The organism is Bilophila sp. 4_1_30 (assembly GCF_000224655.1).
In the GTDB taxonomy this organism is placed as follows: Bacteria; Desulfobacterota; Desulfovibrionia; order Desulfovibrionales; family Desulfovibrionaceae; genus Bilophila; species Bilophila wadsworthia.
The window spans coordinates 996,249-1,014,614 of record NZ_JH114231.1; the positions used below are offsets into that span (position 1 = coordinate 996,249).

At 62.3% G+C, this 18,366-nt stretch carries 14 protein-coding genes; 3 read left to right on the forward strand and 11 right to left on the reverse strand.

What is annotated here, in order from left to right; translation table 11 throughout:
- Window positions 1-161: 161 nt before the first annotated feature.
- The 11 genes from murC to mraZ form a co-directional block, all read right to left on the reverse strand.
- Window positions 162-1,526 carry a UDP-N-acetylmuramate--L-alanine ligase gene (murC, locus tag HMPREF0178_RS04575; protein ID WP_009379487.1) on the reverse strand — a complete coding sequence of 455 codons (1,365 nt, stop codon included), beginning with the start codon at window positions 1,524-1,526 and terminating at the stop codon, window positions 162-164.
- Window positions 1,527-1,540: 14 nt separating this feature from the next.
- A complete protein-coding gene (gene murG, locus HMPREF0178_RS04580; protein WP_009379488.1) occupies window positions 1,541-2,617 on the reverse strand; it encodes an undecaprenyldiphospho-muramoylpentapeptide beta-N-acetylglucosaminyltransferase in 1,077 nt (358 codons plus the stop codon).
- An 11-nt stretch (window positions 2,618-2,628) separates the two neighbouring features.
- Entirely contained in the window at window positions 2,629-3,774 is a 1,146-nt protein-coding gene (gene ftsW, locus HMPREF0178_RS04585; protein WP_009379490.1) for a putative lipid II flippase FtsW, read from the reverse strand.
- Complete coding sequence (gene murD, locus HMPREF0178_RS04590; protein ID WP_369736807.1) at window positions 3,771-5,108, reverse strand: UDP-N-acetylmuramoyl-L-alanine--D-glutamate ligase; 1,338 nt, start codon at window positions 5,106-5,108, stop codon at window positions 3,771-3,773. Before murD ends, ftsW begins: the two co-directional genes overlap by 4 nt.
- A gap of 260 nt (window positions 5,109-5,368) precedes the next feature.
- A complete protein-coding gene (gene mraY, locus HMPREF0178_RS04595) occupies window positions 5,369-6,445 on the reverse strand; it encodes a phospho-N-acetylmuramoyl-pentapeptide-transferase (protein ID WP_005025962.1) in 1,077 nt (358 codons plus the stop codon).
- On the reverse strand, window positions 6,435-7,853 hold the full coding sequence (gene murF, locus HMPREF0178_RS04600; RefSeq protein ID WP_009379495.1) for a UDP-N-acetylmuramoyl-tripeptide--D-alanyl-D-alanine ligase: 1,419 nt from the start codon (window positions 7,851-7,853) through the stop codon (window positions 6,435-6,437). Before murF ends, mraY begins: the two co-directional genes overlap by 11 nt.
- Window positions 7,844-9,298 (reverse strand): UDP-N-acetylmuramoyl-L-alanyl-D-glutamate--2,6-diaminopimelate ligase, encoded by a 1,455-nt coding sequence (locus HMPREF0178_RS04605; protein WP_009379497.1) that lies wholly within the window; start codon window positions 9,296-9,298, stop codon window positions 7,844-7,846. The genes murF and HMPREF0178_RS04605 overlap by 10 nt, the downstream gene beginning before the upstream one ends.
- A complete protein-coding gene (locus HMPREF0178_RS04610; RefSeq protein WP_009379499.1) occupies window positions 9,298-11,382 on the reverse strand; it encodes a penicillin-binding transpeptidase domain-containing protein in 2,085 nt (694 codons plus the stop codon). Before HMPREF0178_RS04610 ends, HMPREF0178_RS04605 begins: the two co-directional genes overlap by 1 nt.
- Before the next feature lie 33 nt (window positions 11,383-11,415).
- Entirely contained in the window at window positions 11,416-11,721 is a 306-nt protein-coding gene (locus HMPREF0178_RS04615) for a hypothetical protein (RefSeq protein ID WP_005025953.1), read from the reverse strand.
- On the reverse strand, window positions 11,718-12,803 hold the full coding sequence (gene rsmH / locus HMPREF0178_RS04620) for a 16S rRNA (cytosine(1402)-N(4))-methyltransferase RsmH (protein ID WP_009379502.1): 1,086 nt from the start codon (window positions 12,801-12,803) through the stop codon (window positions 11,718-11,720). Before rsmH ends, HMPREF0178_RS04615 begins: the two co-directional genes overlap by 4 nt.
- 89 nt (window positions 12,804-12,892) lie before the next feature.
- Window positions 12,893-13,342 carry a division/cell wall cluster transcriptional repressor MraZ gene (gene mraZ / locus HMPREF0178_RS04625; protein ID WP_009379503.1) on the reverse strand — a complete coding sequence of 150 codons (450 nt, stop codon included), beginning with the start codon at window positions 13,340-13,342 and terminating at the stop codon, window positions 12,893-12,895.
- Window positions 13,343-13,728: 386 nt separating this feature from the next.
- On the opposite strand from mraZ, the gene HMPREF0178_RS04630 reads away from it, so the two are divergent.
- From HMPREF0178_RS04630 to HMPREF0178_RS04640, 3 genes are all read left to right on the forward strand, one after another.
- Complete coding sequence (locus HMPREF0178_RS04630) at window positions 13,729-14,994, forward strand: folylpolyglutamate synthase/dihydrofolate synthase family protein (protein ID WP_009379504.1); 1,266 nt, start codon at window positions 13,729-13,731, stop codon at window positions 14,992-14,994.
- 278 nt (window positions 14,995-15,272) lie between these two features.
- The gene (selA, locus tag HMPREF0178_RS04635) at window positions 15,273-16,679 is read left to right on the forward strand and encodes an L-seryl-tRNA(Sec) selenium transferase (protein WP_009379505.1); all 1,407 of its coding nucleotides are present in this window, start codon (window positions 15,273-15,275) and stop codon (window positions 16,677-16,679) included.
- 118 nt (window positions 16,680-16,797) lie between these two features.
- Window positions 16,798-18,186 (forward strand): aminopeptidase, encoded by a 1,389-nt coding sequence (locus HMPREF0178_RS04640; RefSeq protein ID WP_009379506.1) that lies wholly within the window; start codon window positions 16,798-16,800, stop codon window positions 18,184-18,186.
- Window positions 18,187-18,366: the final 180 nt, after the last annotated feature.

Here is an 18,366-nt window from a genome sequence, read left to right on the forward strand (position 1 = left end):
TACCGGAAACGCCGCTGCGTTCCCGGTTTTTGTCAAAGCACTCCCCCAGTACCGTACAACGGGACTCCCGTCGCGCAGCCTCCCCACCAGTCAACGTTTTTGCGGGTGGGGGTCCGTGGGAGGACGCTTTTTACAAAAAGCGCCCTCCCACGATGGATCTTCTACTCCAACGCGAGGAAACGCGGCCCGACAGTGGTCACATTGCCCGCGCCGATAGTCAGGAACAGATCCCCGGGCTTGAGGATATCCGGCAACGCGGCAACCATCTCATCAAAATTCTGAAAATAGCTCACGTCCGCGTCCGACACCTGCCGGATGCCCTGCGCAAGGTTCTGCCCGTTCACGCCGGGGATGGGCTTTTCCGACGCGGGATAGATTTCCGTCAGCAACAGTTTGTCCACCGTACCGAGCACATGACAGAATTCGCCGAACAGCGCCTGTGTCCGCGAGAAACGGTGCGGCTGAAACGCCACCACAACCCGGCGATCCGGGTAGGCAGTACGGGCCGTCGCCAGCGTCGCGGCGATTTCCACAGGATGGTGCCCGTAGTCGTCCACGACAAGGATGTCGTTTTTTTCGCCCTTGTGCTCGAAACGCCGCCCCACCCCGTCGAAACGGGCCAATCCCTCGATGCAGAAATGCGGCTCGATGCCGGCATCCAACGCCACGCCGATGGCGGCAAGCGCGTTCAGGATGTTGTGGCGGCCCGGCTGACGCAACGTCACCTCACCAAGCTCTTCGCCCTTGATGAAGACCTTGAAACGGTTGATGACCCCACACTCCAGCACTTCCGCCCGGATGTGGTTGCCGGAGCCAAACCCGTAGGTCACGACGGGACGCTTCACGCGGGGCAGCAGACGCTCCACGCCGGGGTCGTCGCCGCACACGACGTTCAGCCCGTAGAACGGGATCTGGTTCATGAAACTGACGAACGCCTCGTCGATGGCTTCCTGATTGCCATAGTGATCCAGATGGTCGCGGTCCACGTTGGTCACGACGTTGATGATCGGCAACAGGCAAAGGAACGAGCCGTCGGATTCGTCGGCTTCGGCGATCAGATACTCGCCCTGCCCCAGCCGGGCGTTGGCCCCATAGGCGTTGATCCGTCCCCCGATGATGACCGTCGGGTCAAGGCTGGCGGCGTCGAAAATGGCGGCGGTCAGCGAAGTCGTGGAGGTCTTGCCGTGTGTCCCGGCAATGGCGATCCCGGTCCGCAGACGCATAAGCTCCGCCAGCATCTCCGCACGGGGAATCACCGGGATGCCCTTCTGGCGGGCGGCGACCACTTCGGGATTGTCTTCCGCAACCGCGCTGGACTTTACCAGCACGTTGACGTCATCCACATTCCCGGCGGCGTGCCCGATATGGATATCCGCCCCAAGCGAGCGCAGACGCTGAACCACGGGGCCGTCCGCCATGTCCGAGCCGTGCACTTCATAGCCGAGGTTCAAGAGCACTTCGGCAATACCGCTCATGCCCGAGCCGCCGATGCCGATCATATGGATTTTCGTAAACTTGGTACGCATCATCGTTTCCTTTTTCAGCTCCGGCGGCACAGCGCAAGAACGCCCTGCGCCACTTTGGAGGCGGCATCGGGACGCGCGCAGGTGTGCGCCATCTGAGACATCGTGTGCAGCGTGCCGGGGTCCAGCAGCAGGTTGATGAGCATCCCCCCGGCGTCCAGATGCGGGAGGTCTTTTTCCGCCACCAGCAGCGCAGCCCCTTGATCAACCATAACCTGAGCGTTGTATGTCTGATGATCGTGAGTCGCATAGGGGAAGGGCACGAGCACGGCGGGTTTTCCGGCTACGGCCAGTTCGGCCACGGACGTCGCCCCTGCCCGGCACAACACCAGATCGGCCCACTGATACGCCGCGGCCACATCTTCAATAAACGGCGTCACGCCCGAAGCGTCGACACCGTGCGCCCGGTACCCGGCAAGCACGCGCTCCAGATCGAAAGAGCCGGTCTGATGCCGGATTTCGATCCCGGCCTTCGTCAGCCGCTCCAGGCTGGCGAGGATCACGGAATTGACGGCTTTCGCCCCCTGGCTGCCGCCCATGACCAATAGACGGCGGGTATCGGGATGCCCAACAGCGTTTTTCCCGGACTCCACGATCGCCTCGCGCACGGGATTGCCTGTGAGCTGGCTCTTTTTCGCGTCAAAAGCCCCGGTCACGTCCGGCAGAGACAGGAACACCCGTTTCGCCAGCTTCGCCAACATGCGGTTGGTCAGGCCCGGCATGGCGTTTTGCTCGTGCACCGCGATGGGAACGCCGGAAAGCTTGGCCGCCACCAGCGATGGGAAGGAGGCATAGGCCCCGAAACCGATCACGGCGTCGGGCCGGAAGTCCTTCACGATAGCCCTAGCCATGAACACGGCGCGGAAAAGCCCCCACAGCGCGCCCACAGAGCGCAGACCGCGCCCGAGCACGCCACGCACGGGCAGCCCCCGGAACTCCAGCCCGGCCTGTTTCGCCAGCTTGGCCTCGGAACCGTACTGCGAACCGACGAACAACAGCTCGGCGCCTTCGCGCCGCAACTGTTCCGCCACGGCCAACGCCGGAAAAATATGTCCACCGGTTCCGCCGGTGGTCAGAATGACCCGAACGCCCATATCCTTTCCTGTTACCGCGCCGTGCGGGAAAAATTCAGCAGCAAGCCGATGCACATCATACTCGCAAGCAGGCTGCTGCCGCCGTAGCTCAAAAACGGCATGGCCACCCCCTTGGGCGGCGCCATTCCCATAACCACGGCCAGATTGAGCGTAGCGCCGATGGCCAGCACCAGCGTCACGCCGAAAGCCGAAAAACGATCGCGCAGATCCGACTGCCCCATGATGATCTTGTAGCAGCGCATGAACAGCATGGCGAACAGCACCATGATCAGCGTCATGCCGAAAAAGCCGAGCTCCTCGCCCACCACCGCCATGATAAAGTCGTTGTGCGCTTCGGGCAGATAGAACATCTTCTGCGAACTGCCGCCCATGCCCACGCCGAAGAAGCCGCCGGAACCGAGCGCATACAGGGACTGCACAAGCTGATACCCCGCATTCTGGGCATCCGCGAACGGATCGAGAAACGCCACCAGACGCCGGGCACGGTACGGTTCAAAGATGATCAGGGCCAACGCGCCAGCCAAACCCACGCCGATGGCCATGAACAGATAAATAAACCGGGTCCCGCCGATCAGGCACATGAAGAACAGGATCAGCGAAAGCACCACGGCCCCGCCGAAATCAGGCTGGGCCAGCAGCAAAAAACAAAACAGGGCCGTCATGGCGAACGGCGGGATAATACCTTTGCTGAACGTCTTCACCAGCTCCTGCTTGGTGCTCATGAAGTAGGCCAGATAGAGAGCAAGCGCGATCTTGGCGAACTCCAACGGCTGAATGGAGAAGAATTTCACCGAAATCCAACGCTGCGCCCCGTTGACGCGCGCGCCCAGCGGACTCAGGGTCACAAACAGCAGCATCAGTACAAACAGCAGGAACGGATACTGGAATTTGTACAGGATGTGGCGCGGCACAGCCGCAAGAACCCACATGACAACCCCGCCTATGACGGCATAAATGAGCTGACGCTTGAAAAAGAAATACTTGTCGCCGTTGATGCGTTCCGCCACCACGCCGCTGGCGGAGAGCACCATAAGCAGGCCGATGCACAACAGCATAAGGAACAGCGCGATCAATCCCCAGTCGTATTGACCGACAGGGGCGCTCTCCTGCGTCGGACGGAATCCTGACGAGGGAACACGGCGACGGGCCATTGTCATGCGAGCACCTCATGGACGACGCGCTTGAAATCTTCGCCGCGCCGCAGGTAGTTGGGATATTGGTCATAGCTGGAACACGCCGGAGCCAGCAGCACCACATCGCCTTCATGAGCCAGCGCGGGTTGTCCGTCCTTGCCCGCCACTCGGCACAGCGCCTGCTCCAGGGTGCGATCCCACGTCACGGGCAACGTATCCCGCCACGCGGGTTCGAACCGTTCACGGCTTGCCCCGAACAGAGCGACGCACCGGGCATGTTCCTTCAGAAGCGGGCACAGGCCCGGCAGATCCCCACCCTTGAACTTGCCCCCGGCGAGCAGCACCACAGGCCGGTCGAATGACGACAGCGCCACCCGCAAGGCTTCCACGGTCGTACACTTGGAATCGTTGACGTACAGCACGCCGTTGATCTCGGCGACTTTTTCCAGCCGATGCTCCAAGGGCTGGAACGCGGCAACGGCACGGGCTGCGGCTTCCTCGGTCACGCCGAATTCGCGGCAGGCCAGCCATGCCGCTTCGGCATTGCAGCGGTTGTGCGGGCCCATGAGCTGCATATCCGGGAAACGTTCCGATTCCGCATAATGGATTTTCCGCGCCTTGATTCCGTACTTCCCGGCAAGCTCATCCATGCCGTCCTGCAGCACAGCGAGATCCGCCTCCGTCTGGTTGGCAAACAGGCGCATCTTGGCACTGATGTACTCGTCCATGTCCTTATGGAAGTCGAGATGGTTTTCGCTGATGTTCAGCAGGATGCCCACGCGCGGGTGCAGCGTCGAACAGGTCTGCAACTGGAAACTGGACAATTCCAGCACCACTACATCCGCCTTCTCGCCGGACAGGATATATTCGGACAGCGGCGTGCCGATATTGCCGCCCGTAAACACCGCAAGCCCTTGTTCCTTCAACATGGCCGCGCACAAGCTGGTTGTCGTGGTCTTACCGCTGGTCCCGGTCACGCCGAGAACCGGCTCGCCGGAGAGCTGGCGCCATGCCAGTTCGGTTTCGGCCATGATTTCCGGCGGATTGTCGTCGGGCAGAAATTTGCTGATGACCGCAGCGGCCACACCGGGACTCGGCACGACCAGCTTCGCGTCCCGGAACTGGCTCGGGGAATGTTCGCCGCATACGATTTCCACTCCCGCAGACTCCGCCCATTCCGCGAAATCAGCCGGGATGCGATCCAAAGAGCGATCCAGCAGCCGCACCCGCGCACCAAGCTTGTGCAGCAGTTTGGCGGCGGACACGCCGGAAACCCCGGCTCCCACAACAACCGCGAGGTCGCCCGGTTTCACCGCCGGTGCAGGCTTCGTGGACATTTCGTTTGCAGCTTTCATCATGACTCCAGAATGATGCCTCCGGCGGCAAGGGGCACGCCCCTTGATCCCGCCGGGGGATGATCTCCTCCGGCCCCCTCGAAACCGCCGTGAACCGTTTTCTACGAAATCGGTTCAAATGGTTCCAAACGCGCCGGGAAGTTCTCTCTTCAATTGATTCGGGAATAATTTTCCCCTGCCTCATCGCCAAACGCTTTGGAGGGGAAAGGAAGCCGAAGCAGGCGGCCTTTCTTCAAAGCCGTAAAGGGAATGTCTTCCCGATGTCATCTCAACTTCAATGCCGACAACGCGATAAGCCCAAGCATCACGGAAATGATCCAGAACCGGATGATGATCTTCGATTCCGGAATGCCTTTCATTTCATAGTGATGATGCAGCGGGGCCATGCGAAAAATGCGCTTCCCGCCCGAGGCCTTGAAATAGCTTACCTGCAGAATCACGGAGAGGGTTTCCGCCACGAACAGGCCGCCCACGATGAGCAGGAGCAGTTCCTGCTTGCAAAGCACCGCGAGAAAGGCCAGCACGCCGCCGAGCCCGAGCGACCCCACGTCGCCCATGAACATCTGGGCGGGATAGGCGTTGAACCAGAGGAACCCAAGCCCCGCGCCAGCCAGTGCGCTGCAGAAGACCGCGACCTCGCCCACCCCGGAAATGTATTCAAGTTGCAGGTACTGCGCGAACCGCACATGCCCCGTGATGTAAATATACACCGAGAACACCAGCCCGGCGACGACCATCGGGCCGATAGCCAGCCCGTCGAGCCCGTCCGTCAGATTCACCGCGTTGGAAGTCCCCACCATGACCAGCATGGCGAACGGGATGTACCAGTACCCGAGATCCGGGTTCAGGGTCTTGAAGAACGGGAACGCCAGCCGTGTGGAATAGGCCGGTTCCGACACCAGCAGGAGCATGGCGATCCCGGCCACCAGCATCTGACCGGCAAATTTCGCGCGCGGGCTGAGACCTTTGTTCTGATGGTGGGATACCTTCATGAAGTCGTCGATGAACCCCACCGCCGAAAACCCGATGAACACCAGCATGGTCATCCACACGTAGGCGTTGGTCAGATCCGCCCACAGCAGCACGCTCACGCTCACCGCGAATACGATGAGCAGGCCGCCCATCGTGGGGGTCCCGGCCTTGCACTGGTGCGCCTTCACTTCCTTGAGGATTTCCTGACGGCACTTGATGGCCTGCAGCCAGCGGATGAAATAAGGCCCGACGAGGATACTCACCGCGAGCGCCGTCACAAGCGCCCATGCGGAGCGGAAGGTGATGTATTTGAAAATGTTGAGGATGGAATAGTCAACGCTCAACGGATACAGCAGGTTATACAGCATGGGGTTCTCCCGCCTGTGCCTCCGTAAAGGCGCTGACCAACGTTTCCAATTTGTTCGAACGTGATCCCTTGAACAGGATCACGCCCCCACCGCTGCCGAGATCACAGGCGGCAAGGCCCTTGAACATATCCTCGGCGGACGTCACCGGGCAGAATGCGCCTCCGTAACGTCCGGCGTGCAACCCGTCTTCAAATTCTTCCAGGTGCCCGCCCTTCCAGCAGACAAGGCGGGGCTTGATATCCGCCACAAGGCGGCCCAGATTGCGGTGCTCATCCTCGGAAAGCGAACCGAGTTCGCCCATTTCGCCGAGCACGCACACAAGGGGCCTGTCCGCGTGATCCCCGGCCATTTCAGCGGCGGCCTCCAACATCCGGGAGAAAGACAACGGGTTGGCGTTGTAGCTGTCGTCAATGACCAGCCAATCCCCGGCCCTCGAACAGGCAAAGCGCTGTTTCGGCAACGCGGCCCCGGCGAACCCGGCGGCGATTTCCTCGGCGTTCAGCCCCAGACGGTGCGCCACGGCGGCTACGGCAATGACGTTTTCCGCACCGAACGCCCCACGGAACGGAGCCTCCACATCAATGGAAACGCCGTCCAGCCACAGCCGGAACAGCCCTTTGTCCTCGCCCGCCGGTACGACATAGGCCGCACGGTAATCCACTTGGCGTCCCGAGGTGGAAAAGAAGACCAATTCCTGCCGTACGGCACGGGCTTCGCGCGCGAGATCGGGATAATCGGCGCTGATGATCGCCGTCCCGCCGGGTGCGAGGTGCGCGAGAAGTTTCGACTTGTAATGCGCCGTCCCCCGATCGCCAAGGCCGGCGGCATGGCCCGGCCCAACGTTGAGGATCAAGGCAAGATCCGGCTCAAGAATGGCCCCCAGTTCGTCCATATCATTGGGGTGGCTGATGCCCGCCTCCATGACCCAAAACGCTTCCTCGCCGGTCGCCGCCAACATGGACAGAGGCAGGCCGATCTGGTTGTTCAGGTTCATGTGCGTCTTGGCGGTAAGCCCGCGGCGGCTCAGGACCTGCGCGAGCAGTTCCTTGACCGTGGTTTTGCCCGCCGTGCCGGTGAGCCCGATCACCCGGGTCTCGCCGAGGCGCTCGCGCCAGCAATGCGCCAGCTTCCCAAGCGCCTTGACCGTATCCTCAACGAGGATGAGCGGGACGGGCGGCACGGCATCGAACGGATTCCGGGATACCAGCAGCACGGCGGCCCCGGCTTCGGCGGCCTTGACCGCAAAATCGTGCCCGTCGAACGTTTCGCCGGGGATGCAGACGAACAGAGAGCCGGGCTTTACCGCACGGCTATCCGTGCCCACGCCTTCCACGATGCCGCAAGGCGCGGCTCCCGCCACGGCGGAACCGTCCACGGCGCGGACAATCTCTTCAAAACTCAGGCGCATCCCAGAATCTCCCGGACGGTTTGCTGATCGCTGAACGGATGTTTGACATCGCCGATCTGCTGCGTGTTCTCGTGCCCCTTGCCCGCGATGAGGAGGGCGTCGCCGGGGTGCAGGAGCTCAAGGCCCTTTTCAATGGCCCGGCGGCGATCCGGATCGGCAAACACTTCGGCGGCACCGGAGAGGCCGGGCATGACGTCGGCCATGATCGCCTCGGGCTCCTCGTGGCGCGGATTGTCGGAGGTAAGCACGGCCACGTCGGACAACCTGGCCACGGCTTCGCCCATGAGCGGGCGCTTGGCGCGGTCGCGGTTGCCCCCGCAGCCGAACACGGTGACGATACGCTTGAAGCCCGCCCCACGCAGCGCGTTGAGGACGTTGATCAGCGCGTCGGGCGTATGCGCATAGTCCACAAAGACATCGAGATTCTGCGGATTGAGGATGCGCTCCAAACGGCCCGGCACGCCGCAGAAGGTTTCGAAACAACGGAACGCTTCGGGATCGAGGCCGAACCCGAGGGCGACGGCCTGCACGGCGAGCAGGTTTTCCGCATTGTAATTGCCTACCAGCGGCGACGTGAATTCCCATTCGCGGCCTTCAAAACGAGCGTGCAGGCGCAACCCGGCGGTCGTACTGGAAAGGACTTTCCCCTCAAGGTAGCGTCCGGAGGCACCGGAGGCCGTCAGGCCAAAACCGATGGCTTCGGGGGCCATGCCCGCCAGACGGGCCCCCCACGGATTATCCGTGCCGATGGCCATCACGCGATCCGCGAAAGGTTTGCCGTCCCCATCAAGGAACAGCTTGGCCTTTGCCTTGAAATACGTTTCCATATCGTGATGGTAGTCAAGGTGATCCTGCGTCAGGTTCGAGAACACGGCCCCGCCGAAGCCGACGCCCGCGACGCGGTTCTGATCCAGTGCGTGCGAAGAAACTTCCATGAAGGCCATGTCCACACCGGCGGCGCGCATGTCGGCCAGCATGGTGTGCACATCGAGGCAATCCGGAGTGGTCATGGGCGCGTCCTCATGATGCCCCGGCCAGCGGTAGGAAACCGTACCGAGCACGCCGGTCTTCTTCCCGGCGGAGGCGAACAGATGATCGAGCAGATAGGTCGTGGTGGTCTTGCCGTTGGTCCCGGTCACGCCGACCACGGGGAACGGGAGAGAGGCCGTGCCGTACCGGGCGCGGGCCAACAGCCCAAGGGCCTGGCGGGGATCGGCACAGTCGACGACTTCCGCTTCGCCGCAGTTCCCGGCGGATTCAGGGCGACAGACCACGTACCCGGCCCCCCGCGCCACGGCGTCGGCAATGAACTGAGAACCATCAGCACTGCTGCCGGGCAGAGCCACAAACACACAACCGGGGGTCGCCTTGCGGGAGTCGATGCACAACTCCATCCCCTGCGCGGCCACGCGGGATTCCAGTAACGAAAGCGGATACATTCCCATTATTCCTGCTCCGAAAGCCAAAGAACGCATGACGTGGGGGCCGAATCCTTCCCCGCCCAACGCACGCCCGGTTCCGGCGTTTGTCGTACCACTCTTGAACCATTGCCCTTGATGACAGGGACAAGCCCCTGCCGGGCAAACATTTCCACAGCCCGCCGCACGGACTGCCCCACCACGTCCGGGACCGTTCCCGAATCCCGAACCGGCAACGCCGTCTTCTTCGTCGCCAACTCGCTGCGGTACTCGCCGAGCACGGTCTTTTCCTTGCTCCCCCGCCGCACCGCACGGGCGCGGGCCCGGGCCTCGGCCTTTTCCTGGGCCTTGATCTGCGCCGGGGTCAGCGCGCCGGGGTCCGGCAGCGAGCCATGATACGCCATGACCCGCGACGTCACGGACTTGAACACCGGAGCAGCGATCACGCCGCCGTATTTCACTTTCGACGGTTCGTCAATAAAAATGACCACCAGATATTGCGGTTTTTCGGCGGGCACGAGCCCTACGAACGACGCGGTGCGCTCTCCGCCATACTTGCCGCGAAACGCCTTCTGCGCCGTACCGGTCTTGCCCGCCACGGAGACGCCGGGGATGGCGGCACGCTTGCCCGTGCCCTCATCGACGACCTCACGCATCATGGAAAGCACTTCCCGCGTGGTGTTCTTGGAAAAAATACGCTGGTCCCCTCCGCCCACATCGTCGGTGAGAACGATCCGCAGGGGTTTGTACACCCCTTCATTGGCAAGCGTCAGGTACGCCTGCGCCATCTGGAGTACCGTAACCGAAAGGCTCTGTCCGAATGAAGAGGAAATAAGGTCGGCCTCGCTCCATTCGCGCGCCGGGCGCAGGATGCCGCGGCTCTCGGCGAGCTGGACGCTCGTGCGTTCGCCGAAGCCAAGCCGGGAAAGGTAACGCTGGTACTTGACCGCGCCAAGCTCCAGCCCGATTTTGCCGCAGCCGATATTGCTCGAGTTGGCGAGGATCTTCGCCACGCTCTGGATGTTCTGTTTCGGGCGGCTGTCGTCCCGGATGGTGATGTACCGGCTTTTCCACAACCCGTTTTCGCAATTGAACGTGGTATCGCGGGTGACGACCCCTTCCTGGAGCGCCGACGCGATCAAAAACGGCTTGAACGTGGACCCCGGTTCCAGCGCGTCCTGCGCCAGACGGTTGCGGTACTCGCTCGGACGGTACTGATTGTAGGAATTGGGATTGAAAAAGGGGAACTGCGCCCAGGCGAGGACATCGCCGGCGGCCACATCCACCACAAGCACGCCGCCCCATTTCGCGCCGAACTCGGTGACAGCCTTGGAGATTTCCTCCTCGGCAATGGACTGCACCTGCAAATCGAGGGTCAGATGCACATCCTCGGCGGGCTGCGCCTCATAATTGCTGTTCACGTAGAATTCACGGCCCGAAGCGTCGCGCCGCACGGCCTGACGCACGGAAAGGCCGCCAAGCTGCTCGTCAAACGAACGCTCAATGCCCTCAAGCCCCTTGCCGTCCATACCGACGAAACCGAGCAACTGGCCCGCCACCTGACGGTAAGGGTAAATACGCTCGAATTCGCGGGACAGCTCGACGCCCGTAAGGTCCGCCTGCCGAATGGCCTCGGCCGTGGCATCGTCCACGCGGCGGGCAAGCCAGACAAAGCTGCGCTTTTTTTCCAGCAGGGGTTTGATCTGATCGACCGGACGCCCGAGCACCCCGGCCAGCGTCGTCGCCGTGGCCTCTATGTCCGTGATGATGCTCGGATTCGCGTATACGGAACAACACTCCACGCTGCGGGCGAGGATGTGGCCGTTGCGATCGGTGATCATGCCGCGGGGCATGGCCACGGTTTCGGCGGCCATATGCTGCCGCCTTGCGCGTTCGGCAAGAAAGGGGCCTTCCCAAAGCTGGACATATCCGGCCCGGACCCACAGAGCACCCCACACAACGAAAAAAAGCACCGCCACCGTACGGAACCGGACGCTGTTCCAGTCAATGGACGCAAACCATGCGCGAGGCCCGCCTTCCGAACGACGTCGGTTGACGGCCTGCGAAGAAGCTTGTCGAGTCGTGCGCTTGCGCGCGCCCAGATATGCCATAGAAACCTGACCCCTGGCCCGCTCGGGCGGAGGCTATTGTACCCCGGCTTCAGGCCCCGGATCGGGCATCCGCCGGATCTGACCGGGTTTGGCCTCGCTCATGCCGAGCTGGATGGCTTTACGGCGCAATACATGCGGAGCCAGCAGCCTATCCCGTTCCACTTCAAGTTTGGTTTTGAGGACGGCGCGCTGCTCCACCTCGTTCCTGAGCTGACGGATGGAGTATGCCTTATCCGTACGCTCAATGCTGAGCCACACCAGCGCGAGCCCCATAAGAAGGCTCAACAGCAGCGAAATGATGAAGGCCAGCAGCCAGCCGCTCGACGACATCTGGCTCATGCCCGCTCCCGTCCTTCACGCCCGTGCCGGGCCAGGCGCGCGGCGCGCTTGGCTTCGTACCGCAGGCGCGCGGCCTCTTCGCCGGATTCCTCATCGGCCTGACGGGCATGAGGATCCAGTTTTTCCGCCACACGCAGCTTGGCGCTGCCCGCGCGGGGGTTCAGCATGAGTTCCCGTTCGGAAGGGCAAACGGGCTTCGGGGTCACAAGCAGGGCTTCCGGCACATGATGGCACACGCACACGGGGATGTGCTTGGGGCAGATACAGCCCTGCGCCCATGCCTTCATGCGGTGCTTCACCACCCGATCCTCCAAGGAATGGAAGGAAATGACCGCGACGCGCCCGCCCGGCTTCAACCGGCCGAGGATAGCGTCGAGGAACCGTTCCAGTTCGCCGATCTCGTCGTTGACCGCCATGCGCAGCGCCTGAAACGTGCGCGTGGCGGGGTGGTTCCGGGCCTTGGCCCGCCATGCCGCCGGATAGGCGCGCTCCACAAGAGCCGCCAGTTCCCCGGTGGTTTCGATGGGCTTGCGCACCCGCGCCTCCACGATGGCCCGCGCGATACGCCCGGCCTGCGGATCTTCACCGTAGCGTTCGATGATGTCCTTCAGATCCTCAAGCTTGGCCCGATTCACAAGGCGGCTCACCGGCAATTCCTCGGAATCACGGTCCATGCGCATATCGAGGGGGCCATCGGAGCTGAAGCTGAAACCGCGTTCCGCCGAATCGATCTGGAGCGAAGAGACGCCAATGTCTATGAGGGCCCCGTCGACGGCATCCCAGCCGATCCCGTCCAGCGCCGCTTCGAATTCACTGTAGCGGGTGTGCACGAGATGGACGCGATCCCCGAACGGAGCCAGACGGATACGCGCAAGCTCAAGGGCTTGCGTGTCCCTGTCCAGACCGCACAAAAAGCCCTCGCCGCCCGTGCGCTCCATGATGGCAAAGGAATGGCCGCCCATGCCGACCGTGCCGTCGAGATAACGCCCGCCCGCTTTGGGAGCCAGCGCGTCCACCGCTTCGTTCAGCAATACGGAAATGTGTACGGATTCAGGAGAAGGCATGGAGGTATCGGAATTCATGGGTTCGTTTCGTCCTGCTGCAAAAGCATAGCCGCCCCTGCGGCCGGCGTGTTCCGGCTGCACGTCATAAACAGCGTGTCCGGGGATTCTTAAAAAGAGAAGTCGATGCCGCTTTCAGCCAGTTCATCGGCCACATCGTCAAAATCCTGTGAGAGCAGAGCCTTGAACCGGGCCTGATCCCATATTTCAAACTTGTCGCCCTGTCCGACCACGACGGCGTCGTGTTCGAGCCCGGCATATTCCACATGCGCGCGGGAAAGGCGTATCCTGCCTTGCGCGTCAAAGGACTGATCCTCCGCGCCGCCGAGCACCAGACGGCGAAAGTCCCGGATTTTCCTCGAACTGTTCCGGAGACGGCCAAAACGCTCTTCCAGTTCGTTCCAGAGGGGTCCTGGATAACCGACAAGGCAGCCGTCATATGTCGTCAGCACAAACGTACCGTCCGTTGAAGATGCCGTCAGCGCATCCCGAAACTCCGGAGGGAGCATCAGACGGCCTTTGGCATCAAGGCTTCTATAGGACTGTCCGCGAAACAACATATCCGGCCTCCGAGGCCCTTTTGTCAGGATACTCCACTTTTTCCCACTTTCCCCCACTTTGTCGTCCATTCCACCCACCTTGTCAAGAGGGTGACAAATGTATAAAACCATATGTAATTATTTATTATACAAAATATTTTACCCGTTACGAAAGCGGCCCCGGCGTCCGTCACGGGCTTTCCCATTCCCACCGGAACGCCGAAAACCTCGGCGCTTCCTCGTCCGGCGCGCTCCGGGCCGGCCACATGCGCGGCCTCTCCGCATCTTTTCCTTCCTGAAAAAAGAGGCTAGTTTCTGCCCCATGCCGACGAAGCGGGACCGTCCCGTGCCGCGCCGGCGGGACGCCGTCCGGCGCCCATCACCCAACCCACCGCAAAGGCATGATAATGCGCTTCCATTCTTTCGACGACGTACAAGATCATCTCGACGCCCTCGGGCTCTTTCACATGGACTTCGGCCTTGACCGGATGCGAAACGCGTTGGACACGCTGGGGCTGCTCACGCCCCCGTTCGTGACCGTGCAGATCGTCGGCACCAACGGCAAAGGCTCCACCTCCACCTTCCTGTCGTGCGTCGCCCGCGCGCATGGGCTGAAAGTCGGCCTCTATACCTCGCCGCATTTCGTCACCCCGCGCGAACGTATCCGCATCAACGGAACGATGCTGCCCGCGGACCGCTGGCCCGTGCTGGCCGACCGTGTCATGGAAGCGGCACCCAACCTGACTTATTTCGAATTCCTCACGGCCCTCGGCCTGCTCGCCTTCGCCGAAGCGGGAGTGGATCTCGTCGTCATGGAAGCGGGGCTTGGCGGCCACTACGACGCCACAACGGCCATGCCGGTACAGGCCGTCTGCTTCACGCCCATAGGCATGGACCACGAAAAAATCCTCGGCCCTACCCTGACGGACATCGCCTCCGACAAGTCGCAGGCCATGCGCCCCGGCGTCCCGGCCTTCACTGCACCGCAGGAAGCCGAGGCTCTCGACTGCCTTCTCCGCACCGCACAGGAAAAAGGCGCGGAACTCCGTGAAACGGCCTCGCTCCCGTTTCCGCAATCCGCCCTCGGGCTCGCCGGACCGCACCAGCGCGTCAATGCCCGGCTGGCCATCGCCGTATGGGACTGGCTCGCCGATCAGCACCATTGGCCCAATATGCCCGAAACCGCCGCCAAGGGGCTGGCTTCCGCGCACTTCCCCGGACGGTTCCAGCGCATCCCGGCCTGCAACGGCCTGCCGCCCCTGATCCTTGACGGCGCGCACAACCCCCACGGCCTGCGTGCGTTCGAAACGGCAGTCCGAGATGCGGACATCCAGCCCGCCGCCGTCATCTTCTCCTGCCTTGCGGACAAGGATATTTCCGACATGCTGCCGTTTATCCGCCGCATCGCCGGGGACGCGCCACTGTTTGTCCCGACGATTCAGGACAACGAGCGGGCCATGAACGGTGAAGAACTCGCAAAACTCCTTGCCGAAGGGCGCGGGCCAGCCATCACGCAGCCGACCCAGCGCCTGAGCCTCGCCCTGAAAGAAACGGCCTCCTTCGTTCCCGCCGAAGATGCGGACAGGCACCCCGTCCTTTTGTGCGGCTCCTTGTATTTGCTCGGCGAGTTCTTTAACCTTCACCCGCAAACGCTGGAGCAGGAGCTTGTCTAGCGAGAAGGGGAAAAAGGAATAGAGAATTGGGGAGGGGGGAGAAATTTTCTGGAGAAAGTTTCTCCCCCTTCCCCAACCCCGCCAACGCGGCCCGCCCCCTTCTCTTCAAAGACTGTTGTGTTTATCGAATCCCTGTTCGCAGCCATCCCTAGGAGCGGGATATCTTTATTATAGTGATGCCTCGTTCGAAGTTCATCCCGCCGGATGCGGCATCAGAGCAGGTGGGAAGAGCCTTCCTACAGTGGACGCATCCTCCCACACTTTTCGCAGGAAAAAACATGAACAACCTCTTTCGCTCCCTGCCTTCGGTCGACGCCTGCCTGAGCGGACTGGAAAACGCCGCGCCCGTACTGTACGCAACGACGCCCCGCCCATTGCTCCGGTCGCTCACCAACGCCTTTCTGGACGGCTGCCGCAGAGACATCAAAGAAGGACGCCTTACGGATTCCGGGCAGCTCGGCCTGGACGCCCTGCTCCCCCGGCTCGCCGCCTTCGCGGAAAAAGAGGCCGCACCGCGCTTCCGCCGCGTGCTCAATGCCACCGGAGTCGTCATCCATACCAATATGGGCCGCTCCGTCCTCGCGGACGAGGCCGTGAACGCCATCCTCAAGGCTTGCCGGGGGTACTCCAACCTTGAGTTGAACCTTGCCACAGGGGAACGCGGCAGCCGCTACAGCCACGTTGAGGAGCTGCTCTGCACGCTTACGGGAGCCGAAGCAGCCCTTGTGGTCAACAACAATGCCGCCGCCGTGCTGATCACGATGGACGCGCTCTGTTCCGGCGGCGAAGTTGTGGTCGCCCGGGGGCAGCTTGTGGAAATCGGAGGCAGCTTCCGCATTCCTGACGTCATGGAACGCAGCGGAGCCACCCTGCGCGAGGTCGGATGCACCAACCGCGTCCACCCGCAGGACTACGAAAACGCCATCAACGAGCGTACGGTCGCCCTCATGCGCGTCCATACGTCGAACTACCGCATCGTCGGTTTCCATGCGGACGTGCCCGTTGAAGAACTCGCGGACATGGCGCACCGGCACGGCCTCCCGCTCATTGAGGATCTGGGCAGCGGCAGCTTCCTCGACTTCACCGCAGCCGGGCTGCCCGGCGAACCGACCGTGCGTTCGGTGGTTGCCGCCGGCGCGGACGTGGTTACCTTCTCTGGTGACAAAGTGCTCGGAGGCCCGCAGGCCGGGATTATCGTGGGGGCGAAGGCGATCATCGAAAAAATCAAGCGGAACCCGCTGAACCGGGCACTGCGCATCGACAAGATGACCCTCGCCGCCCTTGAAGCAACCCTACGGCTGTATCTGGACGAGCAGCTCGCCCGGAAGCGCATCCCCACGGTCGCGATGATCACCGCAGCACCGGACGAACTCAAGCGCCGGGCCTCGCGTCTGGCTTCCCGCCTCCGCAAGACGTGCGGGGAAAAGGCCGAAATCCGGCTGGTGCGGGGAGAATCCCGCGTCGGCGGCGGCTCGTTCCCCGAGAACGCGCTGCCGACAACACTCGTGCGCGTCGTTCCCACGGGATGCACGCCGGAATGCCTCAAGCAACGCCTGCTCGAAACCGTTCCGCCCCTGATCGGACGCCTTGAGGATCATGCCTTCCTGCTCGATCCGCGTACGCTGGCCGACGAGGAACTGCCCATGGCCGCCAATGTTATCGCGGCTGCGCTGAATCAGGCGTGAGCACAATAGCGGCCTGCCAGGACACAGGTTTCACATGGTAAGGCCTCGGGCTCTCTCACGAAAAGTAGAGAGAAAGAAAACCATATCACGACGCTCCAAACCATAAAGGATAGCATACATGAGCAACGAATTCGATTTCGACACCAAAAATGGCTGGAAACACTACGCCGATGCGGTAAGCCAAAAACAGATGGACGTGCTGGCCACCCGCTACATGGATTTCCTCTCCCATGCGAAAACCGAACGCGAAACCGTGGATCTCGTGGTTGAAGCATTGAAGGCTGCCGGATTTTCCGAAGATTTCAAGAAGGATCTCGTGTTTCGTACCTATCGGGGCAAGGCCGTCTTCGTGGCGCGCAAGGGCAAGAAGCCGCTCGCTTCGGGCGTGCGCCTCATCAGCGCCCACACCGACGCCCCGCGCCTTGACTTCAAGCAGCGCCCACTTCAGGAACAGGTGGGTATCGGGCAAGCCAAGACCCATTACTACGGCGGCATCCGCAAATACCAGTGGCTGGCCCGGCCTCTCGCCCTGCACGGCGTGATCGTCAAAGAGGACGGCACGTCCATCAAGGTCGTACTGGGCGAGGACCCCGGCGATCCGGTGTTCACCATCGCTGACCTGCTGCCGCATCTGGCACAGAAGGAAGTCACCAAGACCGTGGCCGACGCCTTTGACGCGGAAAAGCTCAACGTGATCCTGGGGCACAGCCCGCTGCCTTCCGCTTCCGATACGGACGAAACCGCAAAAGAACAGAAAGATCCGGTCCGGGCGAACATCCTCGCCCTCCTCAACCGTAAATACGGCATCCGCGAAGAGGATCTGATGTCCGCCGAATTGCAGGCCGTGCCCGCCGGCCCGGCGCGCTACGTCGGCCTTGATGCCGCCCTCATCGGCGGCTACGGGCAGGATGACCGCGTTTGTGTGTTCACCGCGCTGTCCGCCTTCCTGGACGCGCAAGCTCCCGAACACGCCAACTGCCTGATCTTCTGGGATAAGGAAGAAATCGGCTCCGAAGGCTCCACAGGCGCGCAAGGCCGTTTTCTTGAGTATTGCATGGAAGATCTCGTTGAGGCGTGGGAGCCTGGAACCAAGGTCCGCGACGTTTTCCAAAACTCCACGGCCGTTTCCGGCGACGTGCACGCGGCTACCGACCCCGACTGGCAGGATCTGCACGAAAAGCTCAACGCCTCGATCATCGGGCACGGCCCCACGTTCTGCAAGTTCACCGGCTCGCGCGGCAAGTACGGGGCCAACGACGCCCACCCCGAGTACATCGGTTGGCTGCGCGGCGTGCTCAATCGGAAGAACATCCCGTGGCAGATGGCCGAACTCGGCAAGGTCGATCACGGCGGGGGCGGCACGGTAGCCCTCTATCTCGCGGCCTACGGCATGGACACCATCGATCTCGGCCCAGCCGTCCTCTCCATGCACAGCCCCTTCGAGCTGCTTTCCAAGGCCGACCTCTACTCTACCAAGCTCGCGTATCAGGCTATTTTGGAAGCCTAACCCATCCCTCCCTCGAAACGGCGCTGAAACGGGGCCAGCCGTAATCCGCAGGCTCCCGGCACAGCCGCCCTTTTCCGCTCCATCCCTCTGCCCATCCGACAGGGACTCCTGCCGGGCGGCCTCCCCACCAGCCGAAAGTCTTGGGAGGGGGGAGGGATGGGGGTCCGGGGAAGGGAGGGG

Bases quoted from the DNA above. Each gene is read 5' to 3' on its own strand.
- HMPREF0178_RS04610 (WP_009379499.1), bottom strand. From the start codon at position 11,382: ATGGCATATCTGGGCGCGCGCAAGCGCACGACTCGACAAGCTTCTTCG.
- HMPREF0178_RS04605 (WP_009379497.1), bottom strand. From the start codon at position 9,298: ATGGGAATGTATCCGCTTTCGTTACTGGAATCCCGCGTGGCCGCGCAG.
- selA (WP_009379505.1), top strand. From the start codon at position 15,273: ATGAACAACCTCTTTCGCTCCCTGCCTTCGGTCGACGCCTGCCTGAGC.
- murD (WP_369736807.1), bottom strand. From the start codon at position 5,108: ATGATGAAAGCTGCAAACGAAATGTCCACGAAGCCTGCACCGGCGGTG.
- mraY (WP_005025962.1), bottom strand. From the start codon at position 6,445: ATGCTGTATAACCTGCTGTATCCGTTGAGCGTTGACTATTCCATCCTC.
- HMPREF0178_RS04640 (WP_009379506.1), top strand. From the start codon at position 16,798: ATGAGCAACGAATTCGATTTCGACACCAAAAATGGCTGGAAACACTAC.
- murF (WP_009379495.1), bottom strand. From the start codon at position 7,853: ATGCGCCTGAGTTTTGAAGAGATTGTCCGCGCCGTGGACGGTTCCGCC.
- ftsW (WP_009379490.1), bottom strand. From the start codon at position 3,774: ATGACAATGGCCCGTCGCCGTGTTCCCTCGTCAGGATTCCGTCCGACG.
- murC (WP_009379487.1), bottom strand. From the start codon at position 1,526: ATGCGTACCAAGTTTACGAAAATCCATATGATCGGCATCGGCGGCTCG.
- HMPREF0178_RS04630 (WP_009379504.1), top strand. From the start codon at position 13,729: ATGCGCTTCCATTCTTTCGACGACGTACAAGATCATCTCGACGCCCTC.
- HMPREF0178_RS04615 (WP_005025953.1), bottom strand. From the start codon at position 11,721: ATGAGCCAGATGTCGTCGAGCGGCTGGCTGCTGGCCTTCATCATTTCG.
- murG (WP_009379488.1), bottom strand. From the start codon at position 2,617: ATGGGCGTTCGGGTCATTCTGACCACCGGCGGAACCGGTGGACATATT.
- rsmH (WP_009379502.1), bottom strand. From the start codon at position 12,803: ATGAATTCCGATACCTCCATGCCTTCTCCTGAATCCGTACACATTTCC.
- mraZ (WP_009379503.1), bottom strand. From the start codon at position 13,342: ATGTTGTTTCGCGGACAGTCCTATAGAAGCCTTGATGCCAAAGGCCGT.